The organism is Streptomyces sp. NPDC047880 (assembly GCF_040706515.1).
Classification (GTDB): domain Bacteria; phylum Actinomycetota; class Actinomycetes; order Streptomycetales; family Streptomycetaceae; genus Streptomyces.
In genome coordinates this window covers 98,976-118,093 of sequence record NZ_JBEZOK010000002.1, presented here as the reverse complement: position 1 = coordinate 118,093, position 19,118 = coordinate 98,976, and the positions used below count along the sequence as shown (strand labels likewise).

The following is a 19,118-nucleotide window of genomic DNA, read 5'->3' as shown; positions in this document are numbered from 1 at the left end:
GGGACTAAGGGCCGTGCCTGCGGATCGGGAAGGTGCCTTAGTTCCCGTCGGAGCGGGTCAGGCGGGAGGCGGTGATCAGTCCCATTGTGAGGCGAGCATCTCCCCGAGCTTGCCGAGGCCCTGAGTCCAGCCTTCCTCGTGGAGAGCCCGCCGCCGCTCCGTGGCGAAGTCACCCTGGTCGAGGATGAGCTGGGACTTTCTGACGTCGGTGTCGAACAGCGACAGCGTCACCACTGTCTCCCGGTCCTCGGGATCGGGATCTTCCCAGCGGAAGGTGTACGACAGGCCCGCCGGGGGATCCACGTCGATGTATTCGCCCACCAGGTAGAAGAGCTCGCCCTCCGGCGGCTGCATCGCGATCCGGTAGGCGCCACCAGGGCGGAGGTCGATCTCCACACTCGGGGTGCTGAACCCGTCCGGACCCCACCAGCGAGCCACTTCCAGGGGCTCGGTCAGCTCTCGGAACACGCGCGTGGGCTCATCCGCCAGCTCGCACTCCAGATGCAGTCTCAGCTCGCCGTCCTGTGCCATGACGCACCACCTGTCACCGTGGGTGCCTGGAACAACCCCTATGCACATTTTAGGAAGACCGGCCGGGGTCCACGATTCCGGAGCGATGAGTTCCGCGGCGGGCGGCGGTCTACCTCCCAGGACCGCACTTCTGAGGAGCAGGCATGACCGACACCACAGGGACGACCCTCGACCTCGGCCCCCAGGCGGAGGCCGTGGCGCAGCTCGTGGCGGGCGTCACCGACGAACAGCTGGCCGATCCGACGCCCTGCCCCGCGTACGCGGTGCGGCATCTGCTCGGCCACCTGGCGGGGTTGGCCGCCGCCTTCCGGGACGCCGCCCGCAAGGATCCCGGCGCCACGACCGGCACCGGCCCGGGCTCCGCGCTGCCGGAGCTGCCGCCCGGCTGGCGCGAGGAGCTGCCCGGGGTCCTCGCCGAACTGGGCGAGGCCTGGCGTGACCCGGCCGCCCGGACCGGCATGACCCGGGCCGGGGGTGTGGACCTGTCCGGCGAGGTCGCCGGCCTCGTCGCCACCGACGAACTGGTCGTGCACGGCTGGGACCTGGCCCGCGCCACCGGGCAGCCGTACACCCCCGACCCGGCCGCGCTGCGGGCCTGCCACGACTTCCTCGCCGCCTCCGTCGACGACCCCCGGCGCGACGCCATCTTCGGCCCGGTCGTCAGCGTCGACGCGGACGCGCCCCTGCTGGACCGTGCGATCGGGCTGAGCGGGCGGGACCCGGGGTGGGCGGGCTCCGCGTAGAACGCACCCTCCTGTCCCCCCTTGGCAGAAAGCGATTTCACCTTCCTCTGCCGGAAGCATTGACGAACCCCACGCGCCCTCCTACCGTCATCGCGTCGTACTTCGTACGTCATATATGAGACGCGATACGCGAGATCCGATACGCGATCCCCCGGGACGCGAGATCCGAGAGGCGCGCATGACCTCTGTGCCCACGCCGATCCCCTCCCGCACGCAGTACGTGCTGGAGGGGATCAAACACCGCATCCTCACCGGGCAGCTGACGCCCGGGCAGGCGCTGGTCGAGACCGAGCTCGCCGCGCAGTTCGGGGTGTCGAAGACCCCGGTGCGCGAGGCGCTCAAGACCCTCGCCGGCACCGGCCTGGTCGTGATGAGTCAGTACAAGGGCGTCACCGTGCGCCTGGTGGACGCGGACATGGCGCGCGAGGTCTACGACGTACGGCTGCTGCTGGAGCCCGAGGCGCTGCGGCGGGCCGTGCAGCGCGGGGCCTCCCTGGACGCCGCCCGCGACGCGCTGACCCGGGCCGACGCCGCCGCCGACACCGCCGAACGCTCCCTCGCCAACCGGGAGTTCCACCGCGCCCTGTACCTGCCGTGCGGCAACCCCCTGCTCGGCCGGATGCTCGACGAGGTCCGCGACCAGGCCGCCCTGGTCTCCGCCGTCGCCTGGGCCGCGTCGCCCTCCTGGGAACGGGAGGCCGGCGAGCACCGGGAGATCCTCCGGCTAGCCCTCGACGGCGACGCCGACGGTGCGGCCCGTGCCCTGCACGCCCACATCGCGTCCTTCGTGCAGCGCGCTTTCCCCGAGGCGGCACTGGAGCAGGAAGGACAGGAATGAGCAGCGTGGCGTTCGAGACCCAGCGGGCGGCCCTGGCCGACGTGGTGGCGATCCCGGTGACCCCGTTCGCCGAGGACGGCTCCATCGCGCGGGACACCCACCGGGCCCTGCTGCGCCGCCTGCTCGACGGCGGCGTCACCACCCTCACCCCGAACGGCAACACCGGCGAGTTCTACGCCCTGACCCCCGAGGAGCGCCGGCTCGTCACGGAGCTGACGATCGACGAGGCCGGCGAACGGGCCGTGATCCTGGTCGGCGTCGGGCACGACGTCCCCACCGCCGTCGACTCCGCCCGGCACGCCCGGGAGCTCGGCGCCCAGATGGTGATGGTCCACCAGCCCGTGCACCCCTACGTCTCCCAGGCCGGCTGGGTCGACTACCACCGTGCCGTCGCCGAGGCCGTGCCCGAGCTGGGCGTCGTGCCGTACATCCGCGACGCGCAGCTGACCGGCGCCCGCCTGGCCGAACTCGCCGACCACTGCCCGAACGTCATCGGGGTGAAGTACGCCGTCCCCGACGCGGCCAGGTTCGCCGCGTTCGCCCGGGACGCGGGTCTGGAGCGGTTCGTATGGGTCGCGGGACTCGCCGAGCCGTACGCCCCCTCCTACTTCTCCGCCGGTGCCACCGGCTTCACCTCGGGGCTGGTGAACGTCGCCCCGGCCGTTTCCCTGAACATGATCGAGGCCCTGCGCGCCGGCGACTACCCGGCCGCCATGAAGGTCTGGGAGCAGATCCGCCGCTTCGAGGAGCTGCGCGCCGCCGGCGGCTCCGCCAACAACGTCACCGTCGTCAAGGAGGCCCTCGCCTCCCTCGGGCTGTGCCGCCGCGAGGTCCGCCCGCCGAGCAGGGCACTGCCCGAGAGCGAGCGCGCCGAGGTCGCCGCGATCGCCGCGGGGTGGTCGATATGACCGGCCGCCTGTCGCCCGAGGAGCTCAGGAGCCACCAGTGGTACGGCGCCGAGGGCCAGTTGCGCACCTGGTCGCACAACGCCCGGATGCGCCAGCTCGGTTACGAGGCGGAGGAGTACCGGGGCCGCACGGTCATCGCCGTCCTGAACACCTGGTCCGACATCAACCCCTGCCACGTCCATCTGCGTGAGCGGGCCGAGGCGGTCAAACGGGGGGTGTGGCAGGCCGGCGGCTTCCCGCTGGAGTTCCCGGTCGCCACGCTCTCCGAGACGTACCAGAAGCCGACCCCGATGCTCTACCGCAACCTGCTCGCGATGGAGACGGAGGAACTGCTGCGGTCGTACCCGATCGACGCGGCGGTGCTGCTCGGCGGCTGCGACAAGTCGACGCCCGCGCTGCTCATGGGCGCCGCCTCGGCCGACGTACCGTCCCTCTTCGTGCCCGCGGGGCCGATGCTGCCGGGCCACTGGCGCGGGGAGACCCTCGGGTCCGGCACCGACATGTGGAAGTACTGGGACGAGCACCGCGCGGGCAACCTGACCGACTGCGAACTGCGGGAGTTGCAGGGCGGCCTGGCCCGCTCACCCGGTCACTGCATGACGATGGGGACCGCGTCGACGATGACCGCGGCGGCGGAAGCCCTCGGCATGACGCTGCCGGGCGCCTCCTCGATCCCGGCCGTCGACTCCGGGCACGAGCGGATGGCCGCCGCCTCCGGGCGGCGCGCCGTGGAACTCGCCTGGACCGCGCTCAAGCCGTCCCGGATCCTCACCCGCGAGGCCTTCGAGGACGCCGTCACCACGGTGCTCGGGCTCGGCGGCTCCACCAACGCGGTGATCCACCTGATCGCCATGGCGGGACGGGCCGGAGTCGAGCTCACCCTGGACGACTTCGACCGCATCGCCCGCACGGTGCCGGTGCTCGCGAACGTCCGGCCCGGCGGACAGACGTACCTCATGGAGGACTTCCACTTCGCCGGCGGTCTGCCCGCCTTCCTCTCCCGGATCACCGACCTGCTGCACCTGGACCGGCCCACCGTCAACGGGACCCTGGGGGAGCAGATCGAGGGTGCCGTCGTCCACGACGACGAGGTCATCCGCACCCGCGGCAACCCGGTCGCCGCCGAGGGCGGGGTGGCCGTGCTGCGCGGCAACCTCTGCCCGGACGGCGCGGTCATCAAGCACATCGCCGCCGATCCCCACCTGCTCAAGCACACCGGTCCCGCGGTCGTCTTCGACGACTACAAGACCATGCAGCGCACCATCGACGACCCGGACCTGAACATCACCGCCGACAGCGTGCTGGTGCTGCGGAACGCCGGGCCCAAGGGCGGCCCGGGCATGCCCGAGTACGGCATGCTGCCCATCCCCGACCGCCTGCTGAAGCAGGGCGTGCGGGACATGGTCCGGATCTCCGACGCCCGGATGAGCGGCACGAGTTACGGCGCCTGCGCCCTGCACATCGCGCCGGAGTCGTACATCGGCGGGCCGCTGGCCCTGGTCCGCACCGGCGACTCGATCACCCTGGACGTCGAGGCCCGGACGCTCCAGCTCAACGTGCGTGAAGATGAGTTGGAGGCTCGCCGCAAGGAATGGGCGCCCCCGCCCACGCGCTACGAGCGAGGCTACGGCGCCCTCTACAACGACCAGATCACCCAGGCGGACACAGGCTGCGACTTCGAGTTCCTGGCGAGACCGGGCAAGGCTCCGGATCCTTACGCCGGTTGACCCGTCCCACTCAGGGGCGCGGTGCTGTATCGACATGCGGCTGCGCCGCGTCGGCGCGGCAGAGCACCACGCGTCCGCACCAGCCACACCACCGCAAGAGGCACCCCGTACCGCGCTTCCGGACGGACTCCCGCACATTGAGAAAGCGCTTCCCGTACGACCGTACCGAGATCGGAGACCCTGTCATGGCCCAAGCCGCAGCCGTGGCGAAACCGCCCGCGCCACCCCGGCGGCGCCGGGCCTCCGCCACGCCGCGCAGGCTCCCGTACCTGCTGATCGCGCCGGCCGCCCTGCTCATGCTGGGCTTCATCGCCTACCCGGTCATCAGCGTCTTCTACTACAGCCTGCAGAACTACAACCCCACCAAGCCGTGGCGGAACGGCTTCGCGGGCTTCGACAACTTCGTCCACGCCTTCACGAAGGATCCCGTCTTCTGGGACACCCTGGTCTTCAGCGCCAAGTGGGTCGTCGTCGAGGTCGGCCTGCAACTGCTGTTCGGTCTCGCGCTGGCGCTGATCGTCAACCAGACCTTCGTGGGCCGGGGTCTCGGACGCGCCCTGGTCTTCTCCCCGTGGGCCGTCTCCGGCGTACTGACCTCCGCGATCTGGGTGCTGCTCTACAACTCCCAGACGGGCATCACCCGTTACCTCGCTGACCTGGGCATCGGCTCGTACGGCACCAGCTGGCTTTCGGACACCTCCACCGTGTTCCCGGCGGCGGTGGTGGCCGACCTGTGGCGCGGGGTGCCGTTCTTCGCGATCCTCATCCTCGCCGACCTCCAGTCCGTCTCGAAGGACCTCTACGAGGCCGCCGAGGTCGACGGCGCCAGCCGCATCAAGCAGTTCTGGCACATCACGCTGCCGCACCTGAAGGACGCCATCATCCTGTCCACGCTGTTGCGCGCGGTGTGGGAGTTCAACAACGTCGACCTGCTCTACACCCTGACCGGTGGCGGACCCGCGGGCGAGACGACCACGCTGCCGCTGTACATCGCCAACACCTCCGTCGACGCCCACAACTTCGGTTACGCGTCGGCCCTGACCACGGTGGCGTTCGTGATCCTGCTCTTCTGCTCGATGGTCTACCTGCGCCTGAGCAAGTTCGGAGGCGAGAGCAAGTGAGCGTCAAGGAAGCCACCAAGACGGTGCCCGCCCCCGTGCCCGCCACTCCCGAACCGCCGCGCCCCACCAAGAGCCGGCGGGCCTGGGACGAGGCACCCCGCTGGCAGATCTACCTGCCCCTGGGCATCTACCTCCTCTTCACGCTCATCCCGTTCTACTGGATCCTGCTCTTCTCGCTGCGCCCGGCCGGGTCGACCTCGCTCGTCCCCTGGCCGATCACCTTCGAGCACTTCGACAAGGTCTGGACGGAGCGCAGCTTCGGCACCTACTTCACCAACAGTGTGCTCGTCGGCGTCGCCACCCTGCTCATGACGACGCTCGTCGCGCTGGCCGGCGGCTACGCCCTCGCCCGGTTCGACTTCAAGGTCAAGCGGGCGTTCATGCTGGCCCTGCTGTGCTCCCAGTTCGTCCCGGGCGCGCTGCTGCTGGTGCCGCTGTTCGAGATCTTCGCCGAACTGCAGATGATCAACTCGCTGGGCAGCGTCATCCTCGCCGAGACGGTCTTCCAGCTGCCGCTGTCGATGATCCTGATCAGCAACTTCATCAAGAACGTGCCGTACTCCCTGGAGGAGGCGGCCTGGGTCGACGGCTGCAACCGCATGACGGCCTTCCGGATCGTGGTGCTGCCGCTGCTGCGCCCCGGTCTGATCGCCGTCGGCTCGTTCGCCTTCGTCCATTCCTGGAACCACTTCCTGTTCGCCCTGATGTTCCTCAACAACCAGGACAAGCAGACGATCCCCGTCGGCCTCAACTCCCTGATGAGCGCCGACAGCGTCGACCTGGGCGCGCTCGCCGCCGGCGGCATCATCGCGGCCGTGCCGGTCGTGATCGTGTTCGCCTTCATCCAGAAGTGGCTGATCACCGGGTTCAGCGCGGGGGCGGTGAAGGGATGAGATCGCTTCAGATGGCCCTGGCCGGCCTGCTGCTGAGGGTCCTGAGCATCCCCGCCCGGGCCGAGACCCGCGACGTCGGCCGCGACACCCTCCCGGCCAACGGCCTCCCGGTCGACCTGCTCGTCATCCACAACGCCTGCCACTTCCGCAGCGAGCGCGACCTGACGGCCGACGTCGGCTGGACGCCCGTGCTGCACGGGCGGATCGACGACGCCCGGGAGGCCGACCGGGCCGTGGCCCGCGGCGCGGGTGCGGGGAGGCTCCGGTGACCGGCCGCATCATCGACGCCATGAGCACCCCCTCGAGCACTCCGCTGCCCCTCGTCCTCGCCGGTGCCCGCGGCCACGGCCGCTGGCACGTCGAGAACATCCGCCGGCTCCAGAGGCAGGGCCTCGTACGGCTCGTCGGCGTCTGCGAACTGACGCCGCTGACCGAGGAGGAGCTCGGCGACCTGGGCACCCCCGAGCAGTCCGCCGACTTCGGAGCCCTGCTGGACTCCACCGGCGCGCGGATCGCCGTGGTCTGCACCCCCATCCCGACCCACACCGACCTCGCGCTCACGGCGGCCGCACGCGGAGTGCACCTCCTCCTGGAGAAGCCGCCCGCCCCCTCCTACGCCGAGTTCCGCCGGATGGCCGACGGGGTGGCCGCGGCCGGAGTCGTCTGCCAGATCGGCTTCCAGTCGCTGGGGTCGCACGCCCTGACGGCCGTCCGCGAGCTGATCGAGAAGGGCGCGATCGGACGGCTCGTCGGCCTCGGCGGGGCCGGTGCCTGGGTGCGCGACGAGGACTACTTCAAGCGGGCCCCCTGGGCGGGCAAGCGGCGGCTGAACGGCGTCGACGTGATCGACGGGGCGCTGACCAACCCCCTCGCCCACGCCGTCGCCACCGCCCTCGCCCTGGGCGGCAGCACCCGCGCCGAGGACGTCACCGGCATCGAGACCGAGCTGCTGCGCGCCAACGCCATCGAGTCCGACGACACCTCCTGCGTCCGGATCACCACCGCGCAGGGCCACCCGGTCACCGTCGCCGCGACCCTGTGCGCCGAGGAAGCCGACGAGCCGTACGTCCTGGCGCACGGCAGCAGCGGCCGGATCACCTTCTGGTACAAGCAGGACCGCGTGCTGCTCCAGCGCGCGGGACACGGTCCGGAGGAGTCCGACCACGGCCGCACCGACCTGCTGGAGAACCTCGTCGACCACCTCACCACCGGCGCGGACCTGGTCGTCCCACCGGAGGAGACCGGCGCCTTCATGAAGGTCGTCGAGGCCATCCGCACCGCCCCCGACCCCGAGCCCCTGCCGGACACCGCCTGGCACCGCGTCCCCGGCGAGAACCGCCGGGTCGTCCCCGGCATCGACGGGCTCGTCGCGGCAGCCGCCGACACCCTCTCCCTCTACTCCGAGCTCGGCGCCCCCTGGACGCACCCGTCGAACGAGGTGAGCACCCCATGACCAGCAACGGCACCACGGTCCTGCGCGTCGCGGGCCGGCCGGTCGGCCGCTACGTCACCCGGCCCGAGCTGCCGGCCCGGCTCTCACCGCGCCCCTACCTGCACCCCGTCACCACCCTGGCCGGCACGGCGGTCACCGAACTGAGCCCCGCCGACCACGCACACCACCTCGGCGTCGGTGTCGCCGTTCCCGACGTCGAGGGGTTCAACTTCTGGGGCGGACGCACCTACGTCCGCGACCGGGGCCCGACCGAACTCGGCAACCACGGCGCGCAGCGGCACGTCGCCTTCCAGCTGCGCGACCCGGACGGCTTCGTCCAGGAGCTGCGCTGGGTGGCCGCGGGCGGCGAGCTGCTGCGCGAACGCCGTACCGTCGCGGCCACCGAACTCACCGACCGGGCCTGGGCCCTGGACCTCACGTTCTCCCTCACCAACGTCACCGGGAGCCCGCTGTCGATCGGCAGCCCCGCGACCAACGGGCGCCCGGGCGCGGCCTACGGAGGGTTCTTCTGGCGGGCCCGCAAGGAGCCCTCCGCGCCGGAGGTCTTCACGGCCGGGGCCGACGGCGAGGAGAAGGTCCACGGCCGCCCCGCCGACTGGCTCGCCCTGCGGGGCGGCACCTGGACGCTGGTCTTCGCCGGCGCCACCGAACGGACCCGGCGCGACCCGTGGTTCGTGCGCACCGGCGAGTACCCGGGCGTCGGCTCGTCCCTGGCCCACGACGAGCGCGTGCCGCTCCCGCCGGGCGACACCGTGGTGCGGCGGGTGGTCACCGTCGTCGCCGACGGCCGTCTCGACCGGGACGCCGCCGCGGCCCTCGTCCGCAAGGCGGTGAACCCGTGATCCCCGAGTCCTCCGAGACCTACCGCAACCCGGTCCTCGACGCCGACTGGTCCGACCCGGACGTCGTCCGCGTCGGCGACGACTTCTACCTGACCGCCTCCAGCTTCGGCCGCGTCCCCGGCCTGCCGCTGCTGCACTCCCGGGACCTGGTCAACTGGACCCTGGTCGGCCACGCCCTCGAACGCCTGGAACCCGCCGAGCAGTTCGCGACCCCGCGCCACGACTGCGGCGTCTGGGCCCCCTCCCTCCGCTACCACGACGAACGCTTCTGGATCTTCTGGGGCGACCCCGACCAGGGCGTTTTCCAGATCAACGCCCCCCGGATCAGGGGCCCCTGGACCCGGCCGCACCTGCTGAAGGAGGGCAAGGGCCTCATCGACCCCTGCCCCCTGTGGGACGACGAGACCGGCGAGGCCTATCTGGTCCACGCCTGGGCCAAGTCCCGCTCCGGAGTCAAGAACCGCCTCACCGGCCACCGGATGCGGCCCGACGGCACCGGTCTGCTGGACGAGGGCGAGGTCATCGTCGACGGCGACCGCATACCCGGCTGGTTCACCCTCGAAGGCCCCAAGCTCTACCGGCACGACGGCTGGTTCTGGATCCTCGCCCCGGCCGGCGGCGTGGAGACCGGCTGGCAGGGCGCCTTCCGCTCGCGCGGCTTCTTCGGGCCGTACGAGGAGCGCATCGTCCTGGAGCAGAAGGACACCGACGTCAACGGCCCCCACCAGGGCGGCTGGGTGCGCACCCCGTCCGGTGAGGACTGGTTCCTGCACTTCCAGCAGCGCGGCGCGTACGGCAGGGTCGTCCACCTCCAGCCGATGCGCTGGGGCGCGGACGGCTGGCCGGTGCTCGGGGACGGCGGCGCCCCCGTCGCCGTGCACGAGCGGCCGGACCTGCCGCCGCAGCCGCCGGCGGCACCCGCCACCGACGACGACTTCCCCGGCGGGCGGTTCGGACGCCAGTGGCAGTGGACGGCCAACCCCCAAGACGGCTGGGCCACCCAGCACTCCGGGGACGGACTCCGGCTGACCTGCGTCCGTTCGACGGACACCCATGACCTGCGGAAACTCCCGAACCTCCTGACCCAGCGGCTGCCCGGCGCCCCCTCCGCCGCCGAGGTGGAGCTGCGCCTGCACAGTGAGGAGCCGGGAGCACGTGCCGGACTCGCGGTGCTGGGGGACGCGTTCGGCTGGATCGGCCTCCAGCGCGGGGCCGACGGCACGGTCCACCTCGTGCACCGGTTCGCCGAGGGGGTCGCCGAGCGGGAGCGCGACGCGGCCGACCCGTGCCTCGCACCCGAGGGGCGCGTCAGGCTCCGCATCGAGACCGGCACCGGAGCCCGCTGCCGCTTCTCCTACGAGCTCGGCGACGGCCCCATCCCCTCGGGGCCCGTGTTCGCGGCCACCCCCTGGCGCTGGGTCGGCGCCCTGCTCGGCCTCTTCGCCCTCGCACCCGTCGGTACGGGACACGCGGGCGCCGCCACGTTCACGCGCTTCCGGATCACCGACCTGTAACCCACCGCATCCGCACGCCCATCACGCCTGTTGGGAGCCGCAATGACGCACTTCCGTAGCAAGCGCTTGCCCAGACCGGGTGCCGCCCTGGCCGCCAGGCCCTGGGGCCGTTCGGCATGGTCAGCCGCCGTGGCGAGCCTGGTCGCCGCCCTGGGGCCGGGTGCGACCGGTGAGGCGAGGGCCGCCGAACCTGCCCGCGTCTCGACGTCCGTACCGGCGGCCGCCCGCTGGGCCGACCAGGCCCACGGCTTCGCCTCGCTGGCGGGAGGCACCACGGGCGGGGCGGGCGGCAAGGTCGTCACGGTCACCGACCAGGCCGCGCTGGCGAAGTACGCGGCCGCCGTGGAGCCGTACGTCATCCGGGTGGCGGGGTCGGTCGCCGTCGCGCCCTTCGGCTCGGACATCGCCGTCGCCTCGAACAAGACGATCATCGGCGTCGGCGGCACCGGTGAGATCGTCCACGGCGAACTGCACCTGAACCCCGGCACGCACAACGTCATCATCCGCAACCTGACGATCCGCGACTCCTACGTCGAGGGCGACTGGGACGGCAAGACCACCGACTTCGACGCCATCCAGATGGACGCGGTCCACCACGTCTGGATCGACCACAACCGCTTCACCCGCATGGGCGACGGCCTGCTCGACATCCGCAAGGACAGCCAGTACGTCACCGTCTCCTACAACCGGTTCAGCGACCACAACAAGGCGTTCGGGATCGGCTGGACGGCCGGCGTCCGGACACAGATCACCATCGACCACAACTGGTTCACCGGCACGAAGCAGCGCAATCCCTCGGCGGACAACTGCGCCTACGCGCACCTCTACAACAACTACGTCTCGGCCCAGGTGGCCGACGGCGACCCCGTGTGGACGTACGGGAACTGGTCCCGGGGCCGCACCAGGATGGTCATCGAGAACAGCTACTACGACCGGGTTCAGCACCCCTACCAGGCCGATGCCACCGCGGAGTTGGTGGAGCGGGGGTCGATCCTGAGGAGGACCACCGGGCGGACCGACGAGTGGGGCGCCGCCTTCGACCCGCGGGACTTCTACGACTACCGGCCGGACCCCGCCCGCGCCGTGCCCGCCCTGGTGAAGAATTTCTCCGGGCCGCAGCAGCGGATCGGTGTGACTCTCGACGTCCCGGGCGCCTACCCGACCGTGCAGGCCGCCGTCGACGCCGTGCCCGACGGCAACGACGTGCCGGTGACGATCGCGGTCGCACCGGGCACCTACCGGGAGAAGGTGTTCATCCCGGCGGCCAAGCCGAAGATCCTGCTCCGGGGGACCGGCCGTGACCGCTCCGACACGGTCATCGTTCACAACACGCCTGCCGAATACGGCGGTTCGACCGGCAGCGCCACCGTGCGGATCGCCGCGAACGACGTCACCGCCCGCAACCTCACCTTCAGCAACGACTTCGACGAGGCCTCGGCCGAGCTGAAGGGCGAGCAGGCCCTCGCGATGAAGACGACCGGCGACCGGATCGTCTTCGAGGACACCGCCTTCCTGGGCAACCAGGACACCCTGATGACCGACAGCCCCAAGCTGGACGTGATCAGCCGGGTGTACGTCCGTGACGCGTACATCGAGGGGGACGTCGACTTCATCTACGGGCGGGCCACGACCGTGATCGAACGGTCCGTGATCAAGGCGCTCAGCCGCGGGTCGACGACCAACAACGGTTACATCACCGCCGCTTCGACCTGGAGGGGCAACCCGTACGGATTCCTGATCACCCGCTCGAGGATCGTGAGCGACGCGCCGGACGGGAGCTTCCACCTCGGCAGGCCCTGGCACCCGGGCGGCGAGCCGGACGCGGTGGCCCAGGTGCTGATCCGCGACACCCGGCTGCCCGCCGCGATCAAGCCCTCGCCGTGGACGGACATGAGCGGCTTCTCGTGGAAGGACGCCCGGTTCACGGAGTACCAGAACCACGGGCCGGGGCGGCCAAGACCCCCGACCGGCCGCAGATGAGCGACGAGGACGCGAGGACGCACACCGTCACCGCCTACCTGGCGGGCACCGACGGCTGGGCGCCGCACGTCCGTCACTGACTCCCCACACCCACAAGTTCCGCTGGATCCAGAAGAAGAGAGCCGACCAATGAAGATCAGCAATCGCACCGGCAGCAGAGGCGGACGCCGGACCCCGGCCGCTGTCGCCCTGGGGGCCGTCCTCGCGCTGACCGCGACCGCCTGCGGCGACGACGGCAGCGGGGCGGGCGGCGACAAGGGCGCCGACGGCAGCGGCAAGGGAAAGATCGTCTTCTGGGACAACAACGGCGGTGTCCGCACCGAGATCTGGAAGGAGATCATCGCCGACTTCGAGAAGGCCAACCCGGACATCAAGGTCCAGTACGTCGGGATCGCCGCCACCGAGTACCAGTCCAAGGTCGACACCGCCCTCCAGGGCGGCGGGCTGCCGGACGTCGGCGGCGTGGGTGCGGCGATGCTCGCGGGGTTCGCGGCGCAGGGCGCTCTGGAACCGCTCGACGAGCGGCTCGGCTCGTCCTCGCTGAACGGCAAGCTCAACAAGGACATGGTCGAGTCGTTGAAGGCCGCCGGCGGCGGCGACGACAAGCTGTACTCGATCCCGACCTCCGCGAACAACGGCGTGCTGTACTACCGCACCGATCTGTTCAAGAAGGCGGGTCTGCAGGAGCCGACGACGTGGGACCGGTTCTACGAGGCCGCGAAGAAGCTGACGACCCCGGGCAAGAACGAATTCGGCTACACCATTCGCGGTGGTGCGGGTTCCATCGCCCAGGCGCTGGACGCCATGTACGGCCAGTCCGGCATCACGTCGTTCTGGGATGCCGGCGGCGAGAAGACCACGGTCAACGACCCGAAGAACGTGGCCGCGCTGGAGAAGTACGCGGCGCTGTACAAGAAGGTCACCCCCGCCGCCGACCTCAACAACGACTTCACGAAGATGGTCGCGCAGTGGGACTCCGGCACGATCGGGATGCTGAACCACAACCTCGGGTCCTACCAGGACCATGTGAAGGCGCTCGGCGTCGACAAGTTCCGGGGCATCCCGCAGCCGGTCGGTGCCGGCGGCAAGCGGGTGCAGGTGTCCAACCCGGTGGACGGGCTGGGCCTGTTCAAGAGCGGCAAGAACAAGGACGCGGCCTGGAAGTTCATTGAGTTCGCCATGTCCAAGGCGGAGAACTCGAAGTTCAACGAGGCGGCGGGGCAGGTGCCGTCGAACACGGACGCGGCGAAGGACGCGTGGATCGCGAAGGCCGAGCCGACGAAGCTGGCCGCTGACGCGCTGTCCGACGGGTCGACGACGATCGTGCAGCTGCCGTACTACCTGCCGGACTGGAACACGATCTCCAAGGCGGACAACGAGCCGAATTTCCAGAAGGTGCTGCTCGGGAAGATGAGTGCGAAGGAATTCCTGGACACGATGGCCGATCAGCTGAACGCGGCCCAGGAGGAGTGGAACCAGCAGAACGGCTAGTTCCGGACATCGCCGCGGGGCGGCCTGTGGAGGGCAGGCCGCGGGCCGTCCCGTGGTTGTTCGCGCAGTTCCCCGCGCCCCTTCGGCAGGGAAAACACCGCCCCCGGAAAGGAACTCTGCGTGCCTCTCAGTCGTCGACAGGTTGCTGTTGCCGCGGCCGCCGTGCCGTTGGCCTTCTCCATGTCCGGTACGGCTCATGCCGGCGTCCGCCGTGTCCCCACCCTCTACATCGCCGGTGACTCCACCGCGGCGCAGAAGTACAAGGACGCCGCGCCCGAGACCGGATGGGCCATGGCCGTCCCCTTCTTTCTGCGGTCCTCCCGGATCGCCGTCTCCAATCACGCCGTGAACGGCCGGAGTTCGAAGAGCTTCGTCGACGAGGGGCGGTTGAAGGCGATTCTCTCCGCCATCCGGCCCGGGGATCTCCTCCTCGTCCAGTTCGCCCACAACGACGAGAAGGCGGAGGACCCCACCCGGTACACCGAGCCGTGGTCGACATATCAGCAGTACCTGCGGAGGTACCTCGACGGCGCCCGGGCCCGCGGGGCGCGGCCGGTGCTGGCGACCTCCGTGGAGCGGCGGCGGTTCGACGCCGCCGGGAAGGCCCTGCCGACGCACGGGGAGTACCCGGCGGCCATGCGGGCGCTCGCGGCCGGGGAACGGGTCCCGCTGCTCGACGTCCAGGCGCTGTCGCTGGCCCTGTGGCAGCGGCTCGGGACCGAGGAGACCAAGAAGTACTTCAACTGGACGGCGACCGAGCAGGACAACACGCACTTCAACCCGCCGGGAGCCATCGAGGTGGCCCGGCTCGTGGCGCGGGAGTTGCTCCGTACCCGGGTGCTCGGGCCGCGTGACGTGCGGCGGCTGGACGAGCAGGTTCCGCAGTCCTGGATCACCTGGCCGGAGTCCGCCGCGTGACACCCCCTGACAAGAAGGAAGAGAGCGGCACCATGAACGTTCGTAAGTGTCATGATCATGCCATTGCGAGAGCGGCCGTGCTCGTCGGCTGCACCGCGCTCGTGCTGTCCCTGAGCGGCACCGGTGCCCAGGCGCAGCCCCGGGACGTCGCTCGCCAGACCCTGGGCGCCGGCGACGGGTGGGCCTCCGAGGGCGCCGGCACCACAGGCGGAGCGGCGGCGGACGCGCGGCACGTCCACACCGTCACCACCTGGGAGCAGTTCCGGGCCGCTCTGCAGGACGGCGGGACGGCGCCCAGGATCATCAGGGTCAAGGGAGTGATCGACGCCGTCTCCGAGGGCTGCGACGCCTTCGCCGCCGCGGGCTACGACTTCGACACGTACCTCGCCGCCTACGACCCCGCGGTCTGGGGCCACGACAAGCCCGTCAGCGGGGAGCAGGAGGACCTGAGGGCCGCGTCCGCCTCCGCGCAGGACAAGACCATCAAGGCGAGCGTGCCCGCCGACACCACCATCATCGGCGTGGGCAAGGGCTCCGGGATCCGCGGCGGCAGCCTGCAGATCAAGGGCGTGGACAACGTCATCGTCCGCAACCTCGCCTTCGAGGCCCCGATCGACTGCTTCCCGCAGTGGGACCCGACCGACGACGACAAGACCGGCGCCTGGAACTCCGAGTACGACGGGATCGTGGTCCACGGCTCCACGCACGTGTGGGTCGACCACAACACCCTCACCGACGGCCGTCACCCCGACAGCGGTCTGCCGGCCTACTTCGGCAAGACCTACCAGCAGCACGACGGACTGCTCGACGTCGTGCGCGGCTCCAACCACGTCACCGTGTCCTGGAACTCGTTCAAGGACCACGACAAGACCATGCTGATCGGCAACAGCGACAGCGCCACCGCCGACGACGCGGGCAAGCTCAAGGTCACGCTGCACCACAACCGTTTCGAGGGGATCGTCGAGCGGGCGCCGCGGGTGCGGTTCGGGCAGGTCGACTCGTACAACAACCACTTCGTGGTCACCGAGGACCAGAAGTGGGGCTACGTCTACGGCATCGGCAAGGAGTCCCGGCTCGTCGCCGAGCACAACGCCTTCACGCTGGCGAAGGGCGTCAGCCCGGCGAAGATCCTGAAGAAGTGGACGGAGGCACCGGTCACCGCCGCGGACAACTACGTCAACGGCAGGAAGACCGACCTGATCGCCGTGCACAACGCGGAGATCCCCGAGGAGACCCTCCAGCCGGGCGCCGGCTGGACGCCGACCCTGCGCGCGGGCGTCGACCCGGCGAAGGCCGTCCCGGGCATCGTCGACGCCCGCGCGGGCGCCGGCCGCATCTGCTGACGTCCCTCGAACCGGCCGGGCCGGGCGCACGCCACGAGGTGCGCCCGGCCCGGCTGCCGCTCAGACCATCACCCCGTACGAGCCACACCGCGAAGGGACAGCCGCACGTCCTCGCACCTCCCCCTTCCCTCTCCCGCAGGGGCTTCCTGGCAGCGGGCACCGGGGCGGGCGCCGCACTCGCCCTCGCCCCGGACCCCGCGCGGGCCACCGCGCCGCAGCACCCGTTCGGCCGGTACGGTTCACCGGCCGGCCGCCTCGGCCCCAGGACGCTGTACGTCGATCCGCGAGGCCACGGCGACCACCGCTCCGTCCGAGATGCCGCCACAGCCGCCAGCGGCAGCGGCTGGACGCTCCTCCTCGCCCCGGGCGTCCACCGGGAAGCAGTGGGCGTCGACGATGCCCGGAGACCACCGGCACCCAGGCCGTCGCCCTCAAGGTCCAGGGCGACCGGTCCGCCTTCCCCCACTGCCGCTTCCTCGGCCGGCTCGACGAGGTCCTGTGAGGCTCACCGCCGTACCGGCTCGATCCCCTCCAGCGTCGGCACCACCGGCTCGATGGTGCCGTCGGCCGTGAACTCCATGCGGTCGGCGGTCGTCTCGCGGTGCATGCCGTCGCCGCCCGGCAGGCCGGGGCCGTTGAGGGCGAAGCGGTGGTAGACCATGTACCAGTCGTCGGTGCCCGGGGCGTTCACCACCGAGTGGTGGCCGGTGGCGAGGATGCCGTACTCGGGCCGCTTCTCGAGGATCGTGCCGCGCTTGGTCCACGGGCCGAGCGGGGACGGTCCCGTCGCGTACGCCACGTGGTAGTTCTCGCTGCGGGTGTCGTCCTCCGACCACATGAAGTAGTACGTGCCCTTCCGCTTGATCACGAAGGAGCCCTCGCGGAAGTTGTCCGGGGTGATGTCCTTCACCTTCGACGCGTCGAAGGACACCATGTCGTCGTTGAGCGGCACCACGTATCCGTGGCCGTTGCCCCAGTACAGGTAGGCCCGGCCGTCGTCGTCCGTGAAGACCGCCGGGTCGATCATCTGGCCCTTCAGCGAACCGCCCTTGGCCACCAGGGGCTTGCCGAGCGCGTCCTTGAAGGGGCCGGCGGGGGAGTCGGCGACCGCCACGCCGATCTGCTGCTCGGCGCAGAAGTAGAAGTAGTACCTGCCGTCGCGCTCGGCGATCGCGGGTGCCCAGGCGTTCTTGTCGGCCCAGCCCACGTCCGGACCCAGGTCGAGGATGACGCCGTGGTCCTTCCAGTGCACCAGGTCCTTCGACGAGTACGCCTTGAACCTGGTGCCGCTCCAGCCCGGGAAGCCGTCCGTCGTCGGGTAGATCCAGTAACGGCCGTTCAGGTAGTGCACGTCGGGGTCGGCGTTCAGGCCCGGCAGCAGGGGACTGCGGGTGGGCACCGCCTCGACCGTCCAGGTCCGCTTGCTCCCGTCGGCGGCCGTCACGGTGTACTTCTGCGGCGTGCGGAAGTCGCGCCGGGTGCCGGACTTCGGGCTGAGCTTCGCGCCCTCACCGACCCACAGCTTCGGGGCGAGGCTCCGCAGACCGGTGTCCGGTTCCATCGGCAGGACGACCTTCGAGGCGCTGTCCGTGACGATCGCGTAGCCCTTCTGGTGCTCGGCCGTGGCGTCCACGACCGAGGCGGAGGTGGAGGGGTAGGCGGCCAGCAGGCGGTCGTACTCCTTCTGCGTCACCGGCAGGACCGTGCCGTGCCGGGGGCTCGCCGGGAGCTGGTAGTTCGTGGACGGGGTCCACTTGCCGGAGGCGAGGTCGGTGGTCTCGAAGGGCACGTAGCCGCGGCCGCCGTACTCGTCGATGAACAGGTACCACTTCTTCTCGGTGTTCGACTTGAACACCGTCGGGCCCTCGCCGCGGTCCATCGCGCCCTTGCCGATGCAGTCGGCCACGAAGTCGTACTTCGTCGAGGTCAGCGAGGTCGACTTCTCACCGGTGATGAACTTCGAGCAGGGGCTGGAGGAACCGGGGTCCCGCTCGTCCTTGGTGTAGCGGTAGTACTCGTCCCTGTACTTCACGACCGTGGAGTCGATCACCGAGTAGCCGGGGTCGTTCCACACCTTGGGCTCGCTGAAGGTCCGGAAGTCCTTCGTGGTCGCGTACATCATCTTGTTGTACGTGTCGCCCTTGTGGTCCGGGTCGTCGTCGGCGTACAGCTTCGACGCCCAGAAGACGACGTACGAGTCGAGCTCGTCGTCCCAGTAGGCCTCCGGGGCCCAGGTGTTGCCCGCATGGTCCGGGGAGACCTTCACCAGGCGCTGGTCGGTCCAGTGGACCAGGTCGGCGGACTCCCAGACCATGATCGACTTGCTGCCGTGCCGCTGCACCTGGTCCCAGCTGCCGCTGGAGTTCTGGTACATCCGCAGGTCGGTGACGATCAGATAGAACCTGTCGCCCTCGGGGGAGCGGATGACGAACGGGTCGCGCAGGCCCTTCTCACCGATCGTCGACGTCAGCACCGGCTTGCCGGCGTTGAGCTCACGCCAGTGCAGCGGGTCGTTGCCGCGGCTGAGGGCGTAACGGATCTGCTCGCCGTCGGCGGTGCCCTCACCGGTGAAGTAGGCGAAGAGATAACCGGCGTACGCGCTGCGCTTCACGGGTGGGGCTCCGGGATCTGCGGTGCTGGGCGGTGCCGTGAGGAAGGCCAGGAGGAGGCCGGTCAGGGCCAGGAACGGGAGCAGGAGCGTGCGGGCGATGCGGGGGCGCATGACACTTCCTGTCGGAGTGTGGGGGATTCTGTTCGACAGTGGCTCTCGGAGTTTCACCGGAGGGATGCGGGGCGTCAACGGGTGTGCGTGAGGC

General features: G+C 70.5%; 14 protein-coding genes and 3 pseudogenes. 15 read left to right on the top strand and 2 right to left on the bottom strand.

What is annotated here, in order from left to right; genetic code table 11:
* Window positions 1-75: 75 nt before the first annotated feature.
* On the bottom strand, window positions 76-531 hold the full coding sequence (locus tag AB0937_RS04425; protein WP_366709428.1) for an SRPBCC domain-containing protein: 456 nt from the start codon (window positions 529-531) through the stop codon (window positions 76-78).
* 143 nt (window positions 532-674) lie between these two features.
* On the opposite strand from AB0937_RS04425, the gene AB0937_RS04420 reads away from it, so the two are divergent.
* The 15 genes and pseudogenes from AB0937_RS04420 to AB0937_RS04350 all read left to right on the top strand — a co-directional run.
* The gene (locus AB0937_RS04420) at window positions 675-1,274 is read left to right on the top strand and encodes a TIGR03086 family metal-binding protein (RefSeq protein WP_366709427.1); all 600 of its coding nucleotides are present in this window, start codon (window positions 675-677) and stop codon (window positions 1,272-1,274) included.
* Window positions 1,275-1,452: 178 nt separating this feature from the next.
* A complete protein-coding gene (locus tag AB0937_RS04415; protein ID WP_366709426.1) occupies window positions 1,453-2,112 on the top strand; it encodes a GntR family transcriptional regulator in 660 nt (219 codons plus the stop codon).
* On the top strand, window positions 2,109-3,020 hold the full coding sequence (locus tag AB0937_RS04410; protein ID WP_366709425.1) for a dihydrodipicolinate synthase family protein: 912 nt from the start codon (window positions 2,109-2,111) through the stop codon (window positions 3,018-3,020). The genes AB0937_RS04415 and AB0937_RS04410 overlap by 4 nt, the downstream gene beginning before the upstream one ends.
* Window positions 3,017-4,747 (top strand): L-arabinonate dehydratase, encoded by a 1,731-nt coding sequence (araD, locus tag AB0937_RS04405; protein ID WP_366709424.1) that lies wholly within the window; start codon window positions 3,017-3,019, stop codon window positions 4,745-4,747. The genes AB0937_RS04410 and araD overlap by 4 nt, the downstream gene beginning before the upstream one ends.
* Window positions 4,748-4,932: 185 nt before the next feature.
* Window positions 4,933-5,868: a sugar ABC transporter permease gene (locus AB0937_RS04400; protein ID WP_366709423.1), complete on the top strand. Its 936-nt coding sequence runs from the start codon at window positions 4,933-4,935 to the stop codon at window positions 5,866-5,868.
* A gap of 23 nt (window positions 5,869-5,891) precedes the next feature.
* Window positions 5,892-6,761: a carbohydrate ABC transporter permease gene (locus tag AB0937_RS04395; RefSeq protein ID WP_366709719.1), complete on the top strand. Its 870-nt coding sequence runs from the start codon at window positions 5,892-5,894 to the stop codon at window positions 6,759-6,761.
* Window positions 6,762-6,847: 86 nt separating this feature from the next.
* Window positions 6,848-7,030, top strand: a pseudogene (locus tag AB0937_RS04390) (pectate lyase); the annotation flags it as partial.
* A 20-nt stretch (window positions 7,031-7,050) separates the two neighbouring features.
* Window positions 7,051-8,214 carry a Gfo/Idh/MocA family oxidoreductase gene (locus AB0937_RS04385; RefSeq protein ID WP_366709422.1) on the top strand — a complete coding sequence of 388 codons (1,164 nt, stop codon included), beginning with the start codon at window positions 7,051-7,053 and terminating at the stop codon, window positions 8,212-8,214.
* Window positions 8,211-9,056, top strand: coding sequence for a PmoA family protein (locus AB0937_RS04380; RefSeq protein ID WP_366709421.1), 846 nt, complete (start codon window positions 8,211-8,213; stop codon window positions 9,054-9,056). Before AB0937_RS04385 ends, AB0937_RS04380 begins: the two co-directional genes overlap by 4 nt.
* Complete coding sequence (locus AB0937_RS04375; protein ID WP_366709420.1) at window positions 9,053-10,570, top strand: family 43 glycosylhydrolase; 1,518 nt, start codon at window positions 9,053-9,055, stop codon at window positions 10,568-10,570. The genes AB0937_RS04380 and AB0937_RS04375 overlap by 4 nt, the downstream gene beginning before the upstream one ends.
* Before the next feature lie 42 nt (window positions 10,571-10,612).
* A pseudogene (locus AB0937_RS04370) lies at window positions 10,613-12,630 on the top strand (pectinesterase family protein).
* Window positions 12,631-12,679: 49 nt separating this feature from the next.
* On the top strand, window positions 12,680-14,041 hold the full coding sequence (locus tag AB0937_RS04365) for a sugar ABC transporter substrate-binding protein (RefSeq protein ID WP_366709419.1): 1,362 nt from the start codon (window positions 12,680-12,682) through the stop codon (window positions 14,039-14,041).
* A gap of 120 nt (window positions 14,042-14,161) precedes the next feature.
* A complete protein-coding gene (locus AB0937_RS04360) occupies window positions 14,162-14,959 on the top strand; it encodes a rhamnogalacturonan acetylesterase (RefSeq protein ID WP_366709418.1) in 798 nt (265 codons plus the stop codon).
* A gap of 32 nt (window positions 14,960-14,991) precedes the next feature.
* A complete protein-coding gene (locus AB0937_RS04355; RefSeq protein ID WP_366709417.1) occupies window positions 14,992-16,302 on the top strand; it encodes a pectate lyase in 1,311 nt (436 codons plus the stop codon).
* 146 nt (window positions 16,303-16,448) lie between these two features.
* Window positions 16,449-16,783 (top strand): annotated as a pseudogene (locus AB0937_RS04350) (hypothetical protein); the annotation flags it as partial.
* A gap of 24 nt (window positions 16,784-16,807) precedes the next feature.
* On the opposite strand, the gene AB0937_RS04345 reads toward AB0937_RS04350, so the two are convergent.
* The gene (locus tag AB0937_RS04345) at window positions 16,808-19,024 is read right to left on the bottom strand and encodes a family 43 glycosylhydrolase (protein WP_366709416.1); all 2,217 of its coding nucleotides are present in this window, start codon (window positions 19,022-19,024) and stop codon (window positions 16,808-16,810) included.
* Window positions 19,025-19,118: the final 94 nt, after the last annotated feature.